Raw genomic sequence first — 20,722 nt, forward strand, 5'->3', positions numbered from 1 at the left:
AAGGTAACGACCCATCTTAACACGAAAGGCCAGTGGAAGCCCCGGAAGCATTGGGCCTTCCGTCATTCCGTCCAGGCCCTCGCACCCGGGGCATATTGCTGCACACCGCCGCAACGAGCGGCGGCACGTCAGCCCTGTCGGGGATCACACAATGGCAACTTTGCGATAGCGTCGTCCGTCAGCAGTTTTCTCAGGTTTACCGACGACACCAGGAAGTACTGTTCGTCCGCCTGGCTGCGCATGAAAATCTCTGCCGCGAGCGCGCCGGGGTTGATGGCACCGTCGCGGCATCCACCCTTGATCGTCACGGATATGCTGCCCTTGCCATCCTTCCGGCCGGTCGCCTTGAAAGCGCGCGCCTTGGCCTGTGCGGCGGCGAGCCGGGCCAGGTCCGCCTGCGCGACGCGAGCGACCTGGATCCTTTCGAAGGAAGGGCTGGCCGACACGCCCGGCGCATTGTCGCCTGATACGATTTCGAGCGGCAAGGCCTCGTTGACCGGTCCATAAGGTGCCGGCGCCTCCATCGCGAAATGCAGCACGACATCGCCGGTGCGCAGCTTGAGCGGAACAGGCATGACGGCTGCGACGCTCATCTGCTCCGGCGCGATCTCTAGAGGATCAAGGGCTGCGAGCCTGGTCAGCGCCATCGGATTGAGCGAAGCGCAGGCAGACAGCGTCAACAGCGAGGCCAGCCCTGCAATCGAACGTCCACGCACCGACATAATACCTCCATATGGTTGTTTGACAGCACTGACTTATTGTTTTACGATAATTTTTGCAAACAGATTTTGAAGAGGCTGAAATGCAGACTGCCCGCGAGCGCGCCCGTTTGCTGAGCCGGCGCATGGAAAGGCTCATCCTCGTGCTGATGGCCATTCTCGGCCTGTTCGTCCTCTACGGGCTGGTACTGGCCTGGTCCGACCCGACCTGGATCGGCACGTTCGTGATCGAAAGGCTGGCACTTCCCAAGCCGGCGCAGCTCTCGACCTCGACGATGCTGTTGCTGGCAGCGGCATTTCTCGCACAGGCCGGATTGCTCGGATGGGCGCTGCAGACGCTGCGGGCGGCGTTCCGCGAGATCGGCCTGCATGACATCGTCGGCGCTGAAAGCGCGCGCCTGATGCGCCTGTCAGGCGTGGCTTTTCTGACCAACGCGATCGCCATGGCGTTGGCCCCGCCGCTGGTCTCGCTCATCGTCAGCCTCGACATGCCGGCCGGCCAGCGATTCCTGGCGATCAGCTTCGGCACGCACGAACTGCTGGCCCTGATCCTGTCGGGCATACTGATCGTCTTTGGCCACCTCCTTGCGGTGGCCGCCGAGGTCGACGACGACAACAAGCGGTTCGTCTGACATGCCGGTCATCGTCAATCTCGACGTCATGCTGGCGCGCCGCAAGATGCGTTCCAAGGAACTCGCCGCCAAGATCGGCATCACTGAGCAGAACCTGTCGCTGCTGAAGTCCGGCAAGGTGCGCGGTGTCAGGTTTTCGACGCTCGCCCGCATCTGCGCCGAGCTCGAGTGCCAGCCGGGCGACCTGCTGGAGTACCAGCCGGGACCGGAAGAAGAGGACGAAACGTAAAACGGGCGCCCAACGGGCGCCCGTTCATTTTCCAGCTAGAAACGATCAGTTCATCGTCGGGATGATGAACGCCACGCCGTTGGGCTTAGTTCATCGTCGGAATGACGAACTCCGCACCGTCCTTGACGCCCGACGGCCAGCGCGAGGTCACCGTCTTGGTCTTGGTGTAGAAGCGGAACGCATCCGGACCGTGCTGATTGAGGTCACCGAAGGACGAAGCCTTCCAGCCGCCGAAGGTGTAGTAGGCGATCGGAACCGGGATCGGCACGTTGATACCGACCATGCCGACCTGGACGCGTGAAGCGAAATCGCGGGCGGCGTCGCCGTCGCGGGTGAAGATCGCCACGCCGTTGCCCATCTCGTGGTCGTTGGCCAGCTTGATGGCGTTCTCGTAGGTCGGCGCGCGCACCACCGAGAGAACCGGGCCGAAGATCTCTTCCTTATAGATGCGCATATCGGCGGTCACATGGTCGAACAGACAGCCGCCCATATAGAAGCCGTTCTCGTAGCCCTGCATCTTGAAGCCGCGGCCGTCGACGACGAGCTTGGCGCCTTCCTTGACGCCGATGTCGACGTAACCCTTGATGCGCTCCAGCGCCTCACGGGTGACGACCGGGCCGAAGTCGGCGGACGAGTCGGTCGACGGGCCGACCTTCAGGCTCTCGACGCGCGGGACCAGCTTTTCCATCAGCCGTTCGGCGGTGTCGTGGCCGACGGGAACGGCCACCGAGATCGCCATGCAGCGCTCGCCGGCCGAGCCGTAGCCGGCGCCGATCAGCGCGTCGACGGTCTGGTCCATGTCGGCGTCGGGCATGATGATCATGTGATTCTTGGCGCCGCCGAAGCACTGCACGCGCTTGCCGTTGGCGCAGCCCCGGCTGTAGATGTACTGGGCGATCGGCGTCGAGCCGACGAAGCCGACGGCCTTGATGTCGGGATCGTCGAGGATCGCGTCGACAACCGTCTTGTCGCCGTTGACGACGTTGAGGATGCCTGCCGGAAGGCCGGCTTCGAGGAACAGTTCGGCGATGCGCAACGGCACGCCCGGGTCGCGCTCTGACGGCTTCAGGATGAAGGCGTTGCCGCAAGCAATCGCCGGCGCGATCTTCCACAGCGGGATCATCGCCGGGAAGTTGAACGGGGTGATGCCGGCGACGACGCCGAGCGCCTGGCGCATCGAGTAGACGTCGATGCCGGGGCCGGCGCCGTCGGTGAACTCGCCCTTCATCATGTGTGGAGCGCCAATGCACACTTCGACAACTTCAAGGCCGCGCTGGATGTCACCCTTGGCGTCGGCAATGGTCTTGCCATGCTCGCGCGCCAGAAGCTCGGCCAGCGAGTCGTATTCCTTGTGCACCAGCTCCAGGAACTTCATCAGCACGCGGACGCGGCGCTGCGGATTGGTGGCCGCCCAGGCAGGCTGTGCTGCCTTGGCATTCTCGACGGCGGCGCGCAGTTCCTGCGCCGAGGCAAGTGCCACCGTGGCGCGTGCCGAACCGTCCATCGGCTGCAGCACGTCCTGCTTGCGCCCGCTGGTGCCGGCGACATGCTTGCCGCCGATGAAATGACCGTAATCGACCATTGCTTCTCTCCCAATTCTTTGTTGATGGCTCATTGTCCCGCTTAACGCGCGCCTTTGCAACGCGAGGGTGAACGCAACCGTTGTGCAGAAAATAAAGTCCGACGAGAGCTTGAATGCGATTTCATGCATAGTAGGGTGCACGGATCGTAGCCCTTCGCCCGAGGTCGGAACCACCGATGAACTGGGATGACGTCCGCATCTTCCTCGCCGTCGCGCGCACCGGCCAAATCCTCGGTGCGGCACGGCGGCTCGAGCTCAACCACGCAACCGTATCTCGGCGCGTGGCAGCCCTCGAAGAGGCGCTGAAGACAAAACTCTTCCGCCGGCTGACCACCGGCAGCGAACTGACGCCCGCCGGCGAGCGCTTCCTCGAAGTCGCCGAGCGCATGGAAGCCGACATGCTGACTGCCCGCGCCGAAATTTCGGGCGAAGGCGACGAAGTGTCGGGCACGGTGCGCATCGGCGCGCCTGACGGATTCGGCGTTGCCTTCCTGGCGCAACGCCTGGGCACGCTGACCGCCGAGCACGCCGACCTGCGCATCCAGCTCGTTCCGGTCCCAAGGACATTTTCACTGTCGCGGCGCGAGGCAGACATCGCCATCACCACCGAGCGGCCGAGCGAAGGCCGACTGGTGGCGGCAAAGCTTGTCGACTATTCGCTCGGCCTGTTTGCTTCCCGCGCCTATGTCGAACAATACGGCCTCCCCACCTCGCGCCCCGAGCTTTCGGCCCACCGCCTGATCGGCTACGTACCCGACCTCGTGGTCAGCTCATCGCTCGACTACGCCGCCGAGTTCAGCCCGTCATGGGAGTCCGCCTTCTCGATTTCGTCTGCGCTCGGGCAGGTCGAGGCGGTGCGCTCAGGCGCTGGCATCGGCATACTGCACACCTTCATTGCCCGCAGGATTGCCGACATCGTGCCGGTAACGGCGATCCCGCCAATCCGCCGCGCCTACTGGCTTGTCTATCACGAGTCCGTCCGGCCTTTGCGCCGCATCCAGACGGTGGCGGGCTTCATCACCAAAGCTGTGGAACGCGAGCGGCCGCTGTTCATCTGAACAGCCTTCCGACAAGCTCACACATCCGCTAACGTCGGTACTCCAACCGAGGAAACCGATTTGCTGCCCCGTCCCTACGCAGAATTGCTGCGCAAGGCCCGGCGCGCCACGAGGCGCGCCGATGAGGCCGAAGATCTGTTGCAGACGGTTCTTGTCGCGGCGGTCGAGGCGGGGCGCACCGACCTGTCGAATGTCGAGAACCGGCGCTGGCTTGAAGGCGCATTGCGACGCCGCGCCGCCTTCGACGCGCGTTCGGCAGTTCGGCGCAGAAAACGAGAACAACCTTTCGCAGCCATCAGCTGCGAGCCAAAGCCCCAAGAAGCCTTGCCGGTCAGGTTCGTCGCGACCTTGCCCCCTAGCTTGCGCACGACGACGCTGCTGGCGCTGACAGGCCATACGCGGCAGGAAATCGCTTGGCTGCAGCACCTCGCCGATCCGGCCTTGCGGCAGCGCATCGCAGAAATCCGGCGGCGCTGGTTGGCCTATGGCGGTGGCTCCTTTGGGGAAATTCCGGGCCTGACCGGCACTCTTGCCTTCGGCAGCATCAGGCGTTCCCTGCTCGCTTTGGCCAGGCAACCGGGCGCCCTGCTCGCCAGCCACGACCCCGACGGGCACCTTTTTGTCGTCGGCACCTCACAAAACCCGGCGGCACGGCAACTCAACAGGCGTGCAACCGACATCACGGAGTGACCATATGTTCGGCAAAAGCAAACTCGGTAACATCTGCTACTACGTCTCGAACATCGACAAGACCGAAGCCTTCTATCGCGATGTCATGGGTCTCGAGCTCCAGCGCATGGAAGGCGACGCGGACACCGGCGGCGACTGGCTGCTCGCCAATACCGCCAATGGCGTCGACCTGATCTTCTTTGCGATGGAGTCCCGGCCCGGCAACTCACCGATCATCGTCTTCGAGATCGCCGACGGCGGCATCGATGACATTGTGTCGACGCTGGCCGACAATGGCGTGACCATCGTCACCCCGGTGAGCCACGCGCCGGGCGGATGGTCATCCGAATTCACCGATCCCGACGGCCACGTCATCTCGATGTACCAATCGGCGGAGGCGCCGCGCTCGCTGAAGGTGGCCTGACGTCAGGCCCAAAAGCGCTCAGGGCCAAGGCCGCTGATATCGACCTCCGGCTCGCGGCCGGAGATCATGTCGGCAAGGATTTTCGCCGAACCGCAGGCCATGGTCCAGCCTAGCATGCCGTGGCCCGCGTTGATGTAGAGGTTCGGCAGCTTGGTCCGTCCCAGAACCGGCGGACCGTCAGGCGTCATCGAGCGCAAGCCGCACCAAAAGCGCCCTTCGCGCAGATCGCCGGCATCCGGAAACAGCTCGCTTAGCGCACGCTCCAGCGGCACCCGACGCTGCTCGTGCAGGGTCAGATCGAAGCCCGAAATCTCCACGGTGCCGCCGATGCGGATGCGGTCGCCAAGCCGTGTGACCGCGACCGTGCCGGCAACATCGATAACACTCGAGGCAGGCGCTGCATCGACGTCGGCGATCGGCACCGTCAGCGAATAGCCCTTCAGCGGATAGAGCGGCAGGCGCTGGTGCAGCTTACGCATGAAGCGTTCGGAATAGCTGCCCGCCGCCAGAACGAACGCGTCGGCGTCCTCATGGCCGTTGACCGTGACGCGCTGAACTTTCCCGGCCCAGGCATCGATCGAAAAGACCTTCTGCCCGAACTTGAACACCACACCGCGCGCGGCGCACAACTCGACCAGGCGCTCGGTAAACAAGCTGCAATCACCGGTCTCGTCGTCAGGCAGGCGCAGGCCGCCAGATAAGCTGTGGCGCGAGCGAACAAGACCGGGCTCCACTTCAACGCATCCCGCCGCATCGAGAATTTCGTACGGCACCTCGAGCCTGTCGAGCACGGCGACATCCGCAGCGATGCCGTCGAGTTGTTCCTGGGTGCGAAACAGTTGCAGCGTGCCATGACTGAGCTCGTCATAGGCGATGCCGGTGCCTTCGCGCAGCACCCGCAACATGTCGCGGCTGTATTCGGCGAGCGGCACCATCAGCGACTTGTTCGCCTGGTAGCGCTCGGCCGTGCAATTGCGCAGCACCCGGGCCAGCCACATCCACATCTTGGGGTCGAATTTCGGCCGGAAGGAAAAGGAGTCATCCTTCATGGCGAGCCATTTCAGCGCCTTGAGCGGCAAGCCAGGTGTTGCCAGAGGCGAGGCACAGCCGGAGGCAATCTCGCCCGAATTGGCATAGCTGGCTTCTTGCGCCGGCCCCTTCTGGCGGTCGTAGACGACCACCTCGTGGCCGGCCTCGGCAAGATAGTAGGCAGTCGTCACCCCGATGACGCCGCCGCCGACGACTATGACCTTCATTGCGCCCCCAGATACAGGCTCCGACATATCAGGTCGATTTCGGAGCGTGCATATTCCCGATTTGCGGCTGCTTCGAGCACTCTCCGAAGCGCGGCAGACGGCGCCGGTCAGGCCGCAGACGGGCCCGGATCATCGCCATTTGTCGAGATGTGCCGGATTTTTCGCGGCACGCCAAGAGCTTGCGGCTCATCGGCGCTGAACACCAGCACTGGAAAGCGGCGTTCAGATGGGTCGGGACGAAGGTCCGGCGTCGCGATGCCCGGCCGCGCCGCCTCGGGCTGGTAGTGAATCTCGTCGACGCAGATGGTCTCGGTTGCACCGCGGCCGCAGTCGATCGATATCGACTGGCCCTTGCGCAGGCCGAGCAGGGCAAGCCCGCGCGGCACGGTGATCGGGATGATCTGCCCGACCATGCCGTCCATCGGCCCATGCGCCACGATCCGGGTATGCGGCGCGCCACCATCGACGCTGAAGGTGACGCGGCTGTTCAGCGTCACCACGTCGGCGTCGGCCTCATTCGAAAACACGACCTGGGCCGAAGCGAGCTTCCGGCGCAACAGCGCCACCAGCGGACCGCCCGACCAGGCGAGGCGGTCGAGCATCGTCTTGACGATGGCAAAATCCTTGGTCGTCAGCTGACATTTGGACATGGCTTGTCTCCGCAAGCACCGGGTTGTTGCCCGGCATGCAGCGCCAAGGCGTCAAGGTGGACGCGCAGGCGGGATTTCAGGAGTGGGCTGGCAGGAGCGCGCCGTCAGTTGGCGTCCGCACGGGGTGCTTCGACGGTCACGATCTCCAGTTCGAGACGGCGCCCGTCGCGCGATGTCCAGGCAACTGACTGACCTTCGCGAAGACCGATCAGCGCTGCACCCACCGGCGTCAGGATCGAGACCTTGCCTTCGGCGATGTCGGCCTTGCCGGGATAGACCAGCGTCACCGTCTTGACCTCGCCGTCGCCGCCGCGGAACGTCACGGTCGAGCCCATGCGCACGACATTGGCCGGGATGCGGCTGAGCGGCTTGATCTTGGCGCGCTCCATTTCGGCGAGCAGTTCCTCGGCGATTCCAGGTAGACGTTCGAGGCTGGATTCGGCGAGGCCGGTCAGCCTGGCATGATCGTTTTCGCTCACCACGATCTCATGTTCGCGGCGCTGCTTGATGTTCTGGCGCAATGGATACTCCACGGATTCTCGTCCGGCCGTGGCGGAAACGCTCACGACCGGTCCGTCCGCGCAAAAGCGGACGTGCCCAAATGTTCAGACCGTTCCGCCCAGCGGCCCGGTGCTCATGATTTCATGCATTGAAAAGTGCCCCGCAGGCTCGGACGTCGCATAGCGACCGAGCCGGGGCTAGGATCCCGCGATGGGGCAGACCCGGAACAAGGCAAAGCTGCCAATATGAGCGTAAGTGCACATGGCCGGAGGGTCGCCGACCCCGCCCTGCTTGTCAAGGGCGGCCGGCCAGATGCTATCCGGCCAAGTATTATCCGGCCAGGTGCCTGAACGCCGCCACGACCTCGTCATAGACCTTGCGCTTGAACGGCACGATCAGTTCCGGCAGCTCGAACATCGGCTTCCACGCCCAGCGGTCGAATTCGGCCGAATGGCCGCCCGGCGGCGGGTTGATGGCGATCTCGCTTTCCTCGCCCTCGAAGCGGAAGGCGAACCATTTCTGCGTCTGGCCGCGATATTTGCCCTTGAGGGCGATGCCGAGCAGATGCGGCGGCAGGTCGTAGTTGATCCAGTCGGGCGCCTCTGCAAGCAGGCTGACGCTGCGCATGCCGGTCTCTTCATAAAGCTCGCGGAGTGCGGCCGGATACGGATCTTCACCCTTGTCGATGCCGCCTTGCGGCATCTGCCACAACTGGTCGGTATCAGACAGTTCGCTGTCCGGCTCGGCGATGCGGTGGCCGGCCCAGACCATCCCCCTCGCATTCAGCACCATGATGCCGACGCAAGGACGGTAGGGCAGATCTGCGGGCGCTTTCAGGGTCTTCGACATCAAGTCCTATCCTCGTTCGGGGTCGCTCGCGACAGCCGAGATCGGCACGATCTCGATGCCGCGCTTGCGTGCCTCGCTTGCCCACGAGGCCACGGCGTCGACGGTGACGTCGAATGCATTGCCGGTGCCGATGGCAAAGCCCTTTGCGCGCGCCGTCCGCTCCAGCTCGTCGAGCTTGTCGAGGATCGCGCCGCGATCCTGAACGCCGTCGATGATGGCATCACCAGCAGCAAACGGCACGCCGTTCTTCAACGCTGTCTCAGGTGCGAGGCTTCGTGCCGATGTGCCGTCGTCGACATAACCGATACCACGCTTGCCGAGCTCGGCCATCATCACGCCCATCGCCTCGGGGTTCGTCGAGAAGCGCGCCCCCATGTAGTTCATCACGGCGGTGTAGTTTGTCGTCCGCGACAGCGTCCAGCGCAGGTTCTTGAGGATCTCGTCGGCACCGGCCTCGACGGTCAGCGTGTTGCGACCGGGATTGACGTTGGGAAAATCGAACGGCTCGAGCGGCACCTGCATGACGATCTCGTGGCCCTCGCGCCGCGCCGCCTGCATCCATCGGCCAAGGCTGTTGCCCTGCGGCGCGAAACCGAGCGTGATCTCCGGCGGCAGCTTGCCGATCGCCGTCTGGGTTCCGGTCTGCGACAGTCCGAGCCCGCCGATCACGATCGCCACCCGCGCGCCACGCGCACCGGACCAGGCCCGGGCATAGACGTCGAACGGACGGCGCCCGTCGGCGGCGCGGATCGGCAACGGCCCGGAGGGGCTGGCCTCGATCAGTGCCTTCTCCGGCAAATGGGCGACGCGCACATTCAGCCCGACGGCAGAGGGATCGCGGACGACGACGGCACCACCCTCGCTCTCTGGCGGGTTGACGCGGATGATCTGCGGGCCGCCGCTTGGCGTCTGTGCCGGCTTCGGTTTGGCCACGGGTTGTGCGGGCGCCGCGGCAACCACCTCGGGCGTAACCACCGCAACGACTTCAGGCGTGCGATAAGGCTTCTGGCGAAAGGCGATCGACGCCGACGCCGCCACCAATGCCAGGACGCACAGGCCGGCAAGCAGCGGCCCCTTGCGCAGCCAGGCAGAGCGCTTGCCAGTCGGACGGCGCGGCGCCTGTCCAAGCGGACGGTCGATTTCCTTTTCGATCTGCACCACGCCGTGCCCTGTGGCCGAAGCCAGCCTCCCCCGAATCAAACTGCCGGAACCTTGCGGTCCCGGCAGCATGGCATTGTCACGTAAAGCAGGCCAGCGCTTCGCCGGTCGCCCCTTACTGCTGGTTCATCACGGCCTTGTCGGGGTTGGGCGGGAAGGCCGGATCGGTCTTCTGTCCACGCAACAGCTCCAGTGCGTAATTGAGCTGCAGGTCGTCCTTCGGCTCCGGCGGCACATAGGCTGCCGAGCCCGAACCCTTGTCGCTTTCCTCGGCCCCCTTGATATGGCCCTTGAGTTCGGACTCGCCACGGGTCACGTCGCGGCCCTGCAGGTCTGCCGGCAGCGGCTGGTCGACCTTGATGTCGGGCGTGATACCCTTGCCCTGGATCGACTTGCCTGACGGCGTGTAATAAAGCGCCGTCGTCAGCCTGAGCGCGCCGTTTTCGGCCAGCGGGATGATGGTCTGCACCGAACCCTTGCCGAAGGACTGCGTGCCCACCACGGTGGCGCGGCGCAGATCCTGCAACGCGCCAGCCACGATTTCCGAAGCACTCGCCGAACCGCCATTGATCAGGACGATCAGCGGCTTGCCGTCGATGTCGTCGCCGGGACGCGAGTCGAAGCGGGTGATGTCCTTCGGATCGCGGCCGCGGGTTGAAACGATCTCGCCGCGGTCGAGGAAGGTGTCGGAAACGCTGACCGCCTGGTCGAGCAGGCCGCCAGGGTTGAGGCGCAGGTCGAGCACATAACCCTTCAACTTGTCCGCCGGGACCTGCTTCTTGATCGTGGTGATCGCGTTTTGCAGGTCGTCGAAGGTCTTTTCGGTGAAGGAGGTGACCTTCAGGTAGCCGACATCGTTGTCGACGCGGAACTTGACCGCCTTGACCTTGATGACGTCGCGCATGATCGACAGCTCGATCGGCTTGTCGGCGCCTTCGCGCAGGATCGTCAGCTTGATCGGGGTGTTGATCAGGCCGCGCATCTTTTCGACGGCGTCGTTCAGCGTCAGGCCGCGAACTTCCTCGCCATCGATCTTGGAAATGTAATCGCCGGCCAGCACGCCTGCCTTGGCGGCGGGCGTGTCGTCGATCGGGGTGATGACCTTGACCAGCTCGTTCTCCATCGTCACCTCGATGCCGAGGCCGCCGAATTCGCCCTTGGTCTGGACACGCATGTCCTTGGCCGCTTCAGCGTTGAGATATGACGAATGCGGATCGAGCGAGGTCAGCATGCCGTTGATGGCGTTCTCGATCAGCGACTTTTCGTCCGGCGGGGTCACATACTGACCGCGCACGCGTTCGAAGATGTCGCCGAAGATGGCGAGCTGGCGGTAGGTTTCGGAACCCGCCGCATTCGCTGTCGAGCCGGGCGCACCGTACACCAGGCTCATCGCGGAGCCTCCCATCAGCGCCCCGGCAAGCAGAAGCGACAGTTTACGCATCATTTCATGTCCTTCCAGAGGTACGGTCCGCCCACCACGGGGTCGGATCGACGGGTTTTCCATCCTTGCGGAACTCGACATAGAGTTCCGGCGTCGCATTTGCATTGTCCGAGGCTGAGGTGCTCGCCACCCTCGCCTCTCCCATCGCACCGATCGGCTCGCCTGCTAGTACGGACTGACCCGGCGCGACGCTGATTCTGCTCATCCCCGCCAAGACGACATGATAGCCGTCGCCGGCGTTGAGGATCAAGAGTTGACCATAGGAGCGGAAAGGCCCCGCATAAAGAACGCTTCCATCCGCCGGAGCGGTGACGATGGCGCCCGATTGTGTCGCAACCATGTCCCCAAGCATGGTGCCGCCGATGCCATCGTCGGCGCCGAAGCGGCGTTTGATACGCCCGGCGACCGGTAGCGCCACCTGCCCCTGGAGCAAGGAAAATGGAGCGGAAGCAACAAGTTGGTTGGCTTCCGGCACCACCGGAACGACCGGTTCGTTTGCTGCCTTGGCTGCCTCCGCGGCAGCCTTTCGAGAGGCCTCTGCGTCGGCGGCCTTCTTCGCCGCCTGCTTGTCGAGCGAGGCGATCAAATCTTTGAGACTTTCGGCTCGCGCTGCGAGTTCGACTGAATTTTTCGTCTCTTCGGCAAGCGCTGTCTCGGATTCCGAGCGTAGCCGGTTCTTGGCTTCGAGCAGCAGGTCCAGTCGCGCCTTTTCGCCGGCCTGCGCCGTCATCGCGGTTGTCAGGCGGTCACGTTCCGCCTCGATCGAGGCCACAACCCGTGACAGCTCCTTGAGGTCGGCCATCAGAATCTCGGTCTCGGAGCGCAGCTCGGGCACCACGGCGCCGAGAAGGATGGCGCTGCGGATCGACGACAGCGCGTCTTCCGGCTTGACCAGGATCGCCGGCGGCGGATTGAGGCCCATGCGCTGCAACGCGCCAAGCACCTCCGCCAGCACGCCGCGGCGCATGTTGAGCGAGGTGCGGATGCCCGCCTCCTGCTCTTTCAGCCCTTCGACCTTGCCGGCGATATCTTCGATGTCCTGGGCGAGCTTGCGCTCAGTCTTTGCCGACTGGATCAGCGCCGCGGTGATCGAGGCGTGATCCTTCTTCACCTGGGCAATCTCGGCCGCCAGCTTTTCGCGCCGCTCGGCTGAAACCTCGATGACGCGCGACAGGTTCTCGAGTTCGGACCGCGTACGGTCCGGGTCCGGCAAGGGCGGGCCTACCTGGGCCAATGCGGCTCCGCAGGCGAGCGCGATCCAGCCTGCGGCGACGATGCCGCGGCATGGTTGGAGCCACGACTTCACTGGGGAATTCCGCGCCATGCGATGATCCGGTTGTATGCTTGCGACCTTAGCGGCGGCATCGTTAACGAACCATCAACCATGTTCACCGGGCACGACCGCGGGCGGACTTTTGCCCAGCCATTTTGTCAAATTCCGGACGCTGCCATTATTTTCCTGTTCGAATTTGTATAGTGGACGCGATACGCCTTGTCGGAGAACCCACATCACAAGACCAAAGAGGTTCCTCTCACTGGCATGTATCTGCTCGGCACTTATCGCAGCGACGGATGCGTTGACCATCGAGAGCCGCGCCATAGGCGACGTATATTCGCTCTACGAATACTTGTCTGGTCAGGACCTTACCGGGGCAGCCCAAGAAAAGCTCGCAACCTTGGCGTGCCGGAAAAGGACGACGCCGCCTTTGTACTTCGGCACCAGCGTTTTCAGCTGCAATATGCAGACCTTGTGCGGTAATCCAAACGAGCACGTGGTCTACTATTCCCGAAACAGAGGCGCATACATGGTGCCGGATCCATTTGCTGAACGGTTCGCCAGATCCTGCCCGGAAATGCTAACTGACAAGGCGCTTGCCGACATGTCAGCCCATTCACGCGCGATGATAGGGATGCCCTGAAAGAATGGTCGCCGCGCGATAGAGTTGCTCGCCAAGCATGATGCGGACCATCTGGTGCGGCCAGGTCGCGGCACCGAACGAAATCAGCATCTGGGCTTCGTTGCGCAGCGCCTCGTCGTGGCCGTCAGGACCGCCAATGGCAATCATCACGCCGCGCTGGCCGCCGTCGCGCAGCGACGACATCTTGTCGGCAAATTGCTGCGAGGAGAGATTCTTGCCGCGTTCGTCGAGCAGGATGAGTGCGGTTCCCGGCGCCATCTGGGCGCGCAGCCTGTCGGCTTCTTCGCGCCGCCGCTCATCGACGGTCTGGGCACGGCTTTCTGCGATCTCGGTAACTCCGGAAAAGTCGAGGCCGAGCGGGCCGCCGCTTTTCGAGAACCGATCGAGATAGCGGTCGGCGAGTTCCTTCTCGGGGCCGGCTTTCATCCGGCCCACGGCATGTACCCAGACTTTCATCCCTGGCGTCTAGCGGCTCAATGAACCGTTTCTTCCTCGAGATCCGGCGCCTGCCACATCTTTTCGATGTTGTAGAACTCGCGGATTTCGGGCCGGAAGACATGGACGATGATATCGCCTGAATCGATGAGGACCCAGTCGGCACCTGACAGCCCCTCGACGCGGGCGGCGCCGAGACCGGCATCCTTCAGCGCTGTGAGGAGATGATCGGCAACCGCCGCGACATGACGGTGCGATCGACCCGAGGCGATGACCATGTAGTCGCCGAGGCTCGATTTCCCCTGAATGTCGATGGAGACGATGTTTTCGGCCTTGGAGTCTTCCAGACTGTCAAGGACTGTCTTGAGGGCGCGGGCAACGGCGTCGAATTCGCCTATCCCGGCCGGCGAAGGCATGACTTCCGCCTTCTTCCGAAGTGCTGTTCTCAGTGTCTTTCCTTTCCGACAGGAACAACCAAATCACCCTGAACTCGGGCGACACCATTTAGATAGGCAGAGTTAGGCTACAGTTTCAAGACAGCGACAACAAGTTGATCGTTCCCGGCAGCCCTCGCGCCAGGGTTCCTATGGCTCGGTCGACGGCGGCAGCTGGGCCGACATCGGCGCAAAGCTGCCAGCATCGGCCTCCGGCACCGCCGGACTGATACGCAGGCGCCAGAGCACGAAAGCGGTGAACAACGCCGCGATGGCAGTGGCGACATACATGAAAGCCTGGGTTCCGTAGAAAGCCGTCAGCAAGGTGCCGAGGCCGGGAACGATGAAGCCCGACAGCGACCAGGCAAACAGCATGCTGCTCGACAGTGCCACGAGGTCGTCCTTGTGGGCGCGGTCGCTGGCATGCGCGCTCGACAGCGAGTAGATCGATTCGCTGGTGCCGCTCCACACGACATAGATCGCGACCATCAGCGGCAGGGCACTGCCGTCGAAACGGTTTGCCGCAATCCCGGCGATCACCACCAGGAGCCCCGCCGCCACCAGCACATAGCGCCGGTCGGTTCGATCGGAGATCCAACCCAGCGGGATCTGGAACAGGAGCGTACCGAGGGGCATGGCAAACAACAGCGTCGCCACCTCCTGCTGGCTGAAACCGCTCGCCGTGGCGTGGATCGGCGCGAAGCCGGCGATCATCATCGACAGACCACCAACCGCAAGCATACCGGCGACGCCGACGGGAGAGATCCGCCACGCCCGCGCCAGCGCCACAGAGGCCGCCAGCGGTGGCGGCGGCTGCCGCAGCCGGGTCAGCCCGACGGGCAGGATCGAGATGGCGGCGGAGGCCACGCAAAGCAACGGCGCCTGCGCGGTTGCGATGTCGACGAAGCGCAGCAGGAACGAACCGATACCGAGGCCGACGACATAAGCGACGTAGAAGATCGCCATGACCCGGCCGCGTATGTCGTTGCCGACGGCGTCGTTGAGCCAGCTCTGCGCGACGATGAACAAGCCGCAGATGGCAAAGCCATAAAGCGCCCGAGCGGCGATCCAGACGAAGGGGAACGTGCCTGCAGCGACGGCAACGTTGGACAGCACGATCAGGGCGGAAAACACCATGTAGGCACGGGCATGGCCGACACGGCGCACCAGCGCTCCGGTGAGCAGGCAGCCGGCAAGGCCGCCCGCCGACAGGCCGGTCAGCATCGTGCCCGCCCAGGTCGGCGCATAGCCCGCGGCCCCCAGGCTGACAGGGATGTAGCCGAACATCAGGCCGTTGCCGACGGCGAGCAGCGCCATCGCCAGGATCACACCGGCAACGGCGATCGCCGGCGTGTGGCCGCCCTCTTCGACTTCGCTGATCATCCCGTGCCGTTGTTCCATGCAGCCAGTTTCGCGGCTGCGATACATTGGCGCCGCTGCATTTGCGACATCGGCCGTGCAGGTTCAGCCAATAGTCCGGACTGGATCAAGACGGGCCGACCGGCGTTATTGCCATCGACATCGGCGCAAAAAAGCGCTGTGCAGCAAGCACGATCAAATGGACTTCCCCGCAAGCAGGCATATCGGGGTCGTCCTCATGCCGGAAACAACAATGACCCCTGTTCAGAAAGCCATCTGGTACATCGAGAGCCACTACCTCAAGGACATCGGCCTCGATGACATCGCCGCCGCTGGCGGGGTCTCGCGTTTTCACATGTCGCGCGCCTTCGCTGCCGCCACCGGCCAATCGGTCACGGGCTATATCAGGGCCCGCCGCCTGATCGATGCCGCGCTGGCGCTGGCCAAGGGCGCGCCCGACATTCTGGCGGTCGCGCTCGACGCCGGTTACGGCTCGCATGAGGCGTTCACCCGGGCCTTCCGCGATCGCTTTGGGCAGACGCCCGAGGAGGTGCGCGCCAATGGCTCCGTTTCACAGACCCAATGCCTGGAGCTTCTCAAAATGGACGAGACCTTCGTCGAAAACCTCGCCCCGTCGCGCTTCGTCGATGGCGGCCCCCTGCTCATAGCCGGCTTCGGCCAGCGCTACACCAGCGAAACGAGCCTGGCGATCCCGTCGCTGTGGCAGCGCTTCGGCCCGCATTTTGGCAGCGTGCCCGGCCAGAAGAACCATGTCGGCTATGGCGTCTGCTGCAATTTCGACGACGACAGTTTCGAGTACATCGCCGGCGTCGAGGTCAAGGATTTCGCCGACCTGACCTCGGAGTACACCCGTCTGCGCATCCCGCCGCAGCGCTATGCGGTGTTTGCCACCACCGACCACATTTCGATGATCCGTCGCATCACCCACACGGTGTGGAGTAAGTGGCTGCCGACATCGGGGCATGAAGCCGCCGACGGTCCCAATTTCGAGCTCTACCCGGAGAGCTTCGACCCGGCGACGGGCAATGGCGGCTACGAGATCTGGATCCCGATCAAAGGCTGACGCAATTCCAGGAAAACTGTACCGCGATTTTCCGTCCGGACGGCTAGGACTTGCCCTTGGCCGTCCCGTTCCTCAGCGCCGTCGACGACAGCAGGGAACGGGGTCCGTGGATGAAGGTCCAGGCAGGGGCCTTCATGCGCGCCAGCAGCGGCGCGTCGCCCTCGTCGACACGTGCATAGTCGAAGGTCTTGGCGACCACAGACGACAGGAATGACAGCGTCGCCCCCGGCCGGTCGATGACGGCGATCGGGAAGGTCGTCGCGATCTGCCGCCAGCGCTGCCAGCGATGGAAATCGCGCAGATTGTCGGCGCCCATGATCCAGACAAAATCGACGCCCGGGTTGCGCGCCTTGATCAGCGCCAGCGTGTCGGCGGTGTAGCGCACATTGTGGCTCGCCTCGAAGGCGGTGACCTTGATGCGCGGGTTTTCCGCGATCTGCTCGGACAGTTCGATGCGTCTGGCCAGCGGCGCCAGCTCGCGTGTGCTTTTCAGCGGATTGCCTGGCGTGACCATCCACCACAGCTGGTCGAGTTGCAGGCGGCGCATGGCGATTTCAGCGACGAGGCCATGGCCGGCATGCGGCGGGTTGAACGACCCGCCGAACAGCCCGACCTGCATGCCTTTCATGGCATGCGGCATGCGAAGGTACTTTTGGGAAACTGGCGGCTCCGAAGGCAACAGCAACTTTAGGCCCCCTGAGCCGTCACACCAGCCCGATGCTTTCCGTCACGGCCGAAGCTGGCCGTTGCCGCGCACACGGTATTTGAACGAGGTCAGTTGCTCGACGCCGACCGGTCCGCGCGCATGCATCTTGCCGGTGGCGATGCCGATCTCCGCACCCATGCCGAACTCGCCGCCGTCGGCGAACTGGGTTGAGGCGTTGTGCAGCAGGATCGCCGAATCGATCTCGTTGAAGAAACGTTCGACGGCCTTCGCATCCTCGGCAACGATCGCCTCGGTGTGGTGTGAGGCGAACGTCTCGATATGCTCGATGGCGCCGGCGACCCCGTCGACAAGCTTCACCGAGATGATGGCGTCGAGATATTCGGTCACCCAGTCGGCATCGGTCGCCGGCTTGGCGTCGGCAAAGGCCGTGACCACATCCGCGTCGGCATGAATTTCACAGCCTGCCTTGCGCAGCGCTTCGAGCACCGGAACCAGATGTGTCGCCGCAACTGCGCGATCAACGAGCAAGGTCTCTGCCGCGCCGCAGATGCCGGTGCGGCGCATCTTGGCGTTGACTGCGATCGCCACTGCCATGTCGAGCTTGGCCGATTTGTCGATGTAGAGATGGCAGATGCCCTCGAGATGGGCGAATACCGGCACTCGCGCCTCGGTCTGAACGCGTTCGACAAGGCTCTTGCCGCCGCGCGGGATGATGACGTCGAGATTGCCCGACAGGCCCTTCAGCATTTCGCCGACGGCGGCACGGTCGGCCACCGGCACCAACTGGATCGCGTCCTCGGGCAGGTTGGCCGACTTCAGTCCCTCGGCGAGGCAAGAATGAATCGCCAGCGACGAGTTGAGCGAATCCGAGCCGCCGCGCAGGATAACGGGGTTGCCGGCCTTGAGGCACAGCGCACCGGCATCCGCCGTGACATTGGGACGGCTTTCATAGATCACGCCGATGACGCCGAGCGGGGTGCGCACGCGCTCGATATGCAGGCCATTGGGGCGGTCCCATTCGGCAATCACTTCGCCGACCGGGTCCCTGAGATCGGCAATGGCGCGGATGCCGTCGGCCATGTCGCGGATTCGGCCCGACGTCAGCTTCAAACGATCCATGAACGAACCGCTGAGACCGGCTTCTTCCCCGTTCTTCACGTCGATGGCGTTGGCTTCGAGGATCTCGTGCTCGCGATGCAGGATGGCTTCGGCCATGCCGATGAGGGCAGCATGCTTGCGTTCGGCGGAGGCGACAGCGAGTGGGCGGGCGGCGGCACGAGCCTTGCGGCCGATATCAGCCATCAGCCGCGCAGTATCCTCATGGGACTTCTCATGCGCCTTCAGCATGTCCTACCCTTCCGCTTGCACCGCAACCTTGTCCGTATGGCTGACCACGAGGTCGTCACGATGGATCATCGCCGAGCGTGCCTCGTAGCCAAGAACGGTTTCGATCTCCGCCGTCTTCAGTCCAGCGATCCTTACGGCATCCGCAGCGTCATAGGCAACCAGCCCGCGCGCGATCTCGCGCCCCTCGGGCGACAGAATCGCCACCGTGTCGCCGCGTGAGAAATTGCCGCTGACAAGCTTCACACCGGCCGGCAGCAGCGACTTGCCCGACAGCAGCGCACCGACGGCACCCGCATCGACGGTCAGCCGTCCTGCCGGCTCGAGCTGGCCTGCGATCCAGGTCTTGTAGCCCTTCACCGGATTGCCGCTCGGCCGAAACAGGGTGGAGCGTTCGCCGCGTTCGATCGCCATCAGCGGCGACAGCCGCGTGCCGGCGGTGATGATCATCGCCGTGCCGGCCGCAGTGGCGATCTTGCCGGCGTCGATCTTCGTCCGCATGCCGCCGCGCGACAGTTCGGAGGCAGCTCCCCCGGCCGCCGCCTCGATATCAGGCGTGATGCGGTCGACGACCGGAATGAATTTGGCATTCGGGTCGCTTGCCGGCGGGGCGGTGTAGAGCCCGTCGATGTCGGACAGCAGCACCAAAAGATCAGATCCCATCATCGTCGCCACACGCGCCGCCAGGCGATCATTGTCGCCATAGCGGATTTCGCTCGTCGCCACCGTGTCGTTTTCGTTGATGACCGGCACAGCATCCATCTTGAGCAGCGTCGATATGGTGGCGCGCGCGTTCAGATAGCGCCGGCGCTCCTCGGTGTCGCCGAGCGTGACCAGAATCTGGCCCGACTTCAGCCCCTTGCGGCCGAGCTCTTCCGCCCAGGCGCCCGACAAAGCGATCTGGCCGACGGCCGCGGCGGCCTGGCTCTCTTCCAGCTTCAAGGCGCGCTTGCCGAGACCGAGGATGGTGCGGCCAAGCGCGATCGCGCCCGACGAGACGACCAGCACGTCGGCGCCACCTTCGGCGAGCGTTGCGATGTCGTCGGCCATCGAGGCCAGCCATTCGCGCTTGAGACCGGTCGAGCGGTCGACAAGCAGCGCCGAGCCGATCTTGACTGTGATGCGCTTGTAGCTTCGAAGCGTAGGGATCGTCATGGCAGTCTACTTCGTCCAGCGCGCGTCGGAGGGCGCCACCTCGCCGCTTGCCTGACGTGCCTCTTCGACCACGCTCATCAGCGCGCGCAGCGTCTCCTCGACGCCCTCGCGCGTCGCCGCCGACAGGAGGATAGGCGCGCGCCCAGCCGCGCGTTTCAACGATGCCATCTTCTTCTTGCGTTCATCTGGATCGAGCGTATCAGCCTGGGAAAGTGCGACCACTTCGAACTTCTCGTCGAGACCGTGGCCATAGGCCTCAAGCTCGCGGCGCACCGTCTTGTAGGCCTTGGCAGGGCTTTCTTCCCGCGCCGAGACCAGATGCAGCAGCACGCGCGTGCGCTCGACATGGCCAAGGAAACGGTCGCCGATGCCAACACCTTCATGCGCGCCCTCGATCAGACCGGGAATGTCGGCGATGACGAACTCGCGGGCGTCGATGCGGGCCACGCCCAGGCCCGGATGCAGCGTGGTGAAGGGATAGTCGGCAATCTTCGGCTTTGCCGCCGTGACCGAGGCAAGGAAGGTCGACTTGCCGGCATTGGGCAGGCCGACGAGGCCGGCATCGGCGATCAGCTTGAGCCTGAGCCAGACCCACATCTCCTGGCCTTCGAGGCCGGGATTGGCTCGCCGCGGCGCCTGGTTGGTCGAGGTCTTGAAATGCTGGTTGCCGAAACCGCCATTGCCGCCCTTGGCGAGCAGATAACGCTGGCCGACCTGGGTCAGGTCGCAGATCAGCGTCTCGTTGTCTTCTTCATAGACCTGCGTGCCGACCGGGACCTTGAGCGTGATGTCGGCTCCCTTGGCGCCGGTCATGTTGCGGCCCATGCCGTGAATGCCGGTCTGCGCCTTGAAATGCTGCTGGTAACGATAGTCGATCAGCGTGTTGAGACCATCGACGACCTCGAGCCAGACGTCGCCACCGCGGCCGCCATCGCCACCGTCCGGGCCGCCGAATTCGATGAACTTTTCGCGCCGGAACGACACTGCACCCGCGCCACCGTTGCCGGAGCGGATGTAAACCTTGGCCTGATCGAGAAATTTCATCGGACTCTTCGTCTTCTGCTGCTATTTCGTTGTTTCAGCGCACTTGCCATAGCGCAAGGCGCGGCGAAGGGCGAGAGCGGATTGGGCCGCGAAGCCCGTATCGAAAGGACGTA

The 20,722-nt window shown here is 64.0% G+C and carries 22 protein-coding genes; 6 read left to right on the forward strand and 16 right to left on the reverse strand.

The genetic code is table 11. The annotated features are described in order from the left end of the window. Positions 1-128 precede the first annotated feature (128 nt). Positions 129-722 carry a hypothetical protein gene (locus Amn_RS25510; RefSeq protein ID WP_263005787.1) on the reverse strand — a complete coding sequence of 198 codons (594 nt, stop codon included), beginning with the start codon at positions 720-722 and terminating at the stop codon, positions 129-131. 80 nt (positions 723-802) lie between these two features. On the opposite strand from Amn_RS25510, the gene Amn_RS25515 reads away from it, so the two are divergent. Together Amn_RS25515 and Amn_RS25520 are read left to right on the forward strand one after the other, a co-directional pair. Beyond that, entirely contained in the window at positions 803-1,351 is a 549-nt protein-coding gene (locus Amn_RS25515; RefSeq protein WP_286293591.1) for a hypothetical protein, read from the forward strand. Between the two features lies 1 nt (position 1,352). Then, complete coding sequence (locus tag Amn_RS25520; protein ID WP_192313696.1) at positions 1,353-1,580, forward strand: helix-turn-helix domain-containing protein; 228 nt, start codon at positions 1,353-1,355, stop codon at positions 1,578-1,580. A gap of 85 nt (positions 1,581-1,665) precedes the next feature. On the opposite strand, the gene Amn_RS25525 is transcribed toward Amn_RS25520, so the two are convergent. Then, positions 1,666-3,162 (reverse strand): CoA-acylating methylmalonate-semialdehyde dehydrogenase, encoded by a 1,497-nt coding sequence (locus Amn_RS25525; protein ID WP_286293596.1) that lies wholly within the window; start codon positions 3,160-3,162, stop codon positions 1,666-1,668. Positions 3,163-3,338: 176 nt separating this feature from the next. Between Amn_RS25525 and Amn_RS25530 the strand changes: the two genes are divergently transcribed. The 3 genes from Amn_RS25530 to Amn_RS25540 are packed head-to-tail and all read left to right on the forward strand — an operon-like array spanning position 3,339 to position 5,313. After that, complete coding sequence (locus Amn_RS25530) at positions 3,339-4,220, forward strand: LysR family transcriptional regulator (RefSeq protein WP_286293598.1); 882 nt, start codon at positions 3,339-3,341, stop codon at positions 4,218-4,220. A 60-nt stretch (positions 4,221-4,280) separates the two neighbouring features. Next, positions 4,281-4,910: a transcriptional regulator gene (locus tag Amn_RS25535; protein WP_286293600.1), complete on the forward strand. Its 630-nt coding sequence runs from the start codon at positions 4,281-4,283 to the stop codon at positions 4,908-4,910. A 4-nt stretch (positions 4,911-4,914) separates the two neighbouring features. Next, the gene (locus tag Amn_RS25540) at positions 4,915-5,313 is read left to right on the forward strand and encodes a VOC family protein (RefSeq protein ID WP_286293603.1); all 399 of its coding nucleotides are present in this window, start codon (positions 4,915-4,917) and stop codon (positions 5,311-5,313) included. 2 nt (positions 5,314-5,315) lie between these two features. Here Amn_RS25540 and Amn_RS25545 read toward each other — a convergent pair whose 3' ends face one another. The 10 genes from Amn_RS25545 to Amn_RS25590 all read right to left on the reverse strand — a co-directional run bounded on the left by Amn_RS25545 (position 5,316) and on the right by Amn_RS25590 (position 15,339). Then, positions 5,316-6,569, reverse strand: a complete 1,254-nt coding sequence (locus Amn_RS25545) for a D-amino acid dehydrogenase (protein WP_286293608.1) — start codon at positions 6,567-6,569, stop codon at positions 5,316-5,318. A gap of 107 nt (positions 6,570-6,676) precedes the next feature. Then, complete coding sequence (locus tag Amn_RS25550) at positions 6,677-7,219, reverse strand: GreA/GreB family elongation factor (protein ID WP_185910299.1); 543 nt, start codon at positions 7,217-7,219, stop codon at positions 6,677-6,679. Between the two features lie 104 nt (positions 7,220-7,323). Then, positions 7,324-7,740, reverse strand: a complete 417-nt coding sequence (gene rnk, locus Amn_RS25555; RefSeq protein ID WP_067956606.1) for a nucleoside diphosphate kinase regulator — start codon at positions 7,738-7,740, stop codon at positions 7,324-7,326. Positions 7,741-8,050: 310 nt separating this feature from the next. Next, the gene (locus Amn_RS25560; RefSeq protein ID WP_067956604.1) at positions 8,051-8,569 is read right to left on the reverse strand and encodes an RNA pyrophosphohydrolase; all 519 of its coding nucleotides are present in this window, start codon (positions 8,567-8,569) and stop codon (positions 8,051-8,053) included. Between the two features lie 6 nt (positions 8,570-8,575). Then, a complete protein-coding gene (locus Amn_RS25565; RefSeq protein WP_157096993.1) occupies positions 8,576-9,730 on the reverse strand; it encodes a divergent polysaccharide deacetylase family protein in 1,155 nt (384 codons plus the stop codon). A 112-nt stretch (positions 9,731-9,842) separates the two neighbouring features. Then, positions 9,843-11,171, reverse strand: coding sequence for a S41 family peptidase (locus Amn_RS25570; protein WP_067956602.1), 1,329 nt, complete (start codon positions 11,169-11,171; stop codon positions 9,843-9,845). A gap of 1 nt (position 11,172) precedes the next feature. Then, entirely contained in the window at positions 11,173-12,492 is a 1,320-nt protein-coding gene (locus Amn_RS25575; RefSeq protein WP_154386195.1) for a murein hydrolase activator EnvC family protein, read from the reverse strand. A gap of 568 nt (positions 12,493-13,060) precedes the next feature. Further along, entirely contained in the window at positions 13,061-13,543 is a 483-nt protein-coding gene (gene rlmH, locus Amn_RS25580) for a 23S rRNA (pseudouridine(1915)-N(3))-methyltransferase RlmH (protein WP_067956598.1), read from the reverse strand. Between the two features lie 17 nt (positions 13,544-13,560). Continuing rightward, positions 13,561-13,938: a ribosome silencing factor gene (rsfS, locus tag Amn_RS25585; RefSeq protein ID WP_067956597.1), complete on the reverse strand. Its 378-nt coding sequence runs from the start codon at positions 13,936-13,938 to the stop codon at positions 13,561-13,563. Positions 13,939-14,106: 168 nt separating this feature from the next. Beyond that, positions 14,107-15,339, reverse strand: a complete 1,233-nt coding sequence (locus Amn_RS25590; RefSeq protein WP_286293623.1) for an MFS transporter — start codon at positions 15,337-15,339, stop codon at positions 14,107-14,109. Between the two features lie 229 nt (positions 15,340-15,568). Between Amn_RS25590 and Amn_RS25595 the strand changes: the two genes are divergently transcribed. Continuing rightward, a complete protein-coding gene (locus Amn_RS25595) occupies positions 15,569-16,399 on the forward strand; it encodes an AraC family transcriptional regulator (protein ID WP_067966027.1) in 831 nt (276 codons plus the stop codon). Between the two features lie 43 nt (positions 16,400-16,442). Here Amn_RS25595 and Amn_RS25600 read toward each other — a convergent pair whose 3' ends face one another. From Amn_RS25600 to obgE, 4 genes are all read right to left on the reverse strand, one after another. Continuing rightward, a complete protein-coding gene (locus tag Amn_RS25600) occupies positions 16,443-17,039 on the reverse strand; it encodes a nicotinate-nucleotide adenylyltransferase (protein ID WP_067956595.1) in 597 nt (198 codons plus the stop codon). A gap of 87 nt (positions 17,040-17,126) precedes the next feature. Next, entirely contained in the window at positions 17,127-18,413 is a 1,287-nt protein-coding gene (locus Amn_RS25605) for a glutamate-5-semialdehyde dehydrogenase (protein ID WP_286293628.1), read from the reverse strand. Positions 18,414-18,416: 3 nt separating this feature from the next. Beyond that, positions 18,417-19,565, reverse strand: a complete 1,149-nt coding sequence (proB, locus tag Amn_RS25610) for a glutamate 5-kinase (RefSeq protein ID WP_502874742.1) — start codon at positions 19,563-19,565, stop codon at positions 18,417-18,419. Between the two features lie 6 nt (positions 19,566-19,571). Continuing rightward, positions 19,572-20,609 (reverse strand): GTPase ObgE, encoded by a 1,038-nt coding sequence (obgE, locus tag Amn_RS25615; protein WP_067956589.1) that lies wholly within the window; start codon positions 20,607-20,609, stop codon positions 19,572-19,574. Between the last annotated feature and the right edge of the window lie 113 nt (positions 20,610-20,722).

Source organism: Aminobacter sp. Y103A, assembly GCF_030294925.1.
In the GTDB taxonomy this organism is placed as follows: domain Bacteria; phylum Pseudomonadota; class Alphaproteobacteria; order Rhizobiales; family Rhizobiaceae; genus Aminobacter; species Aminobacter ciceronei.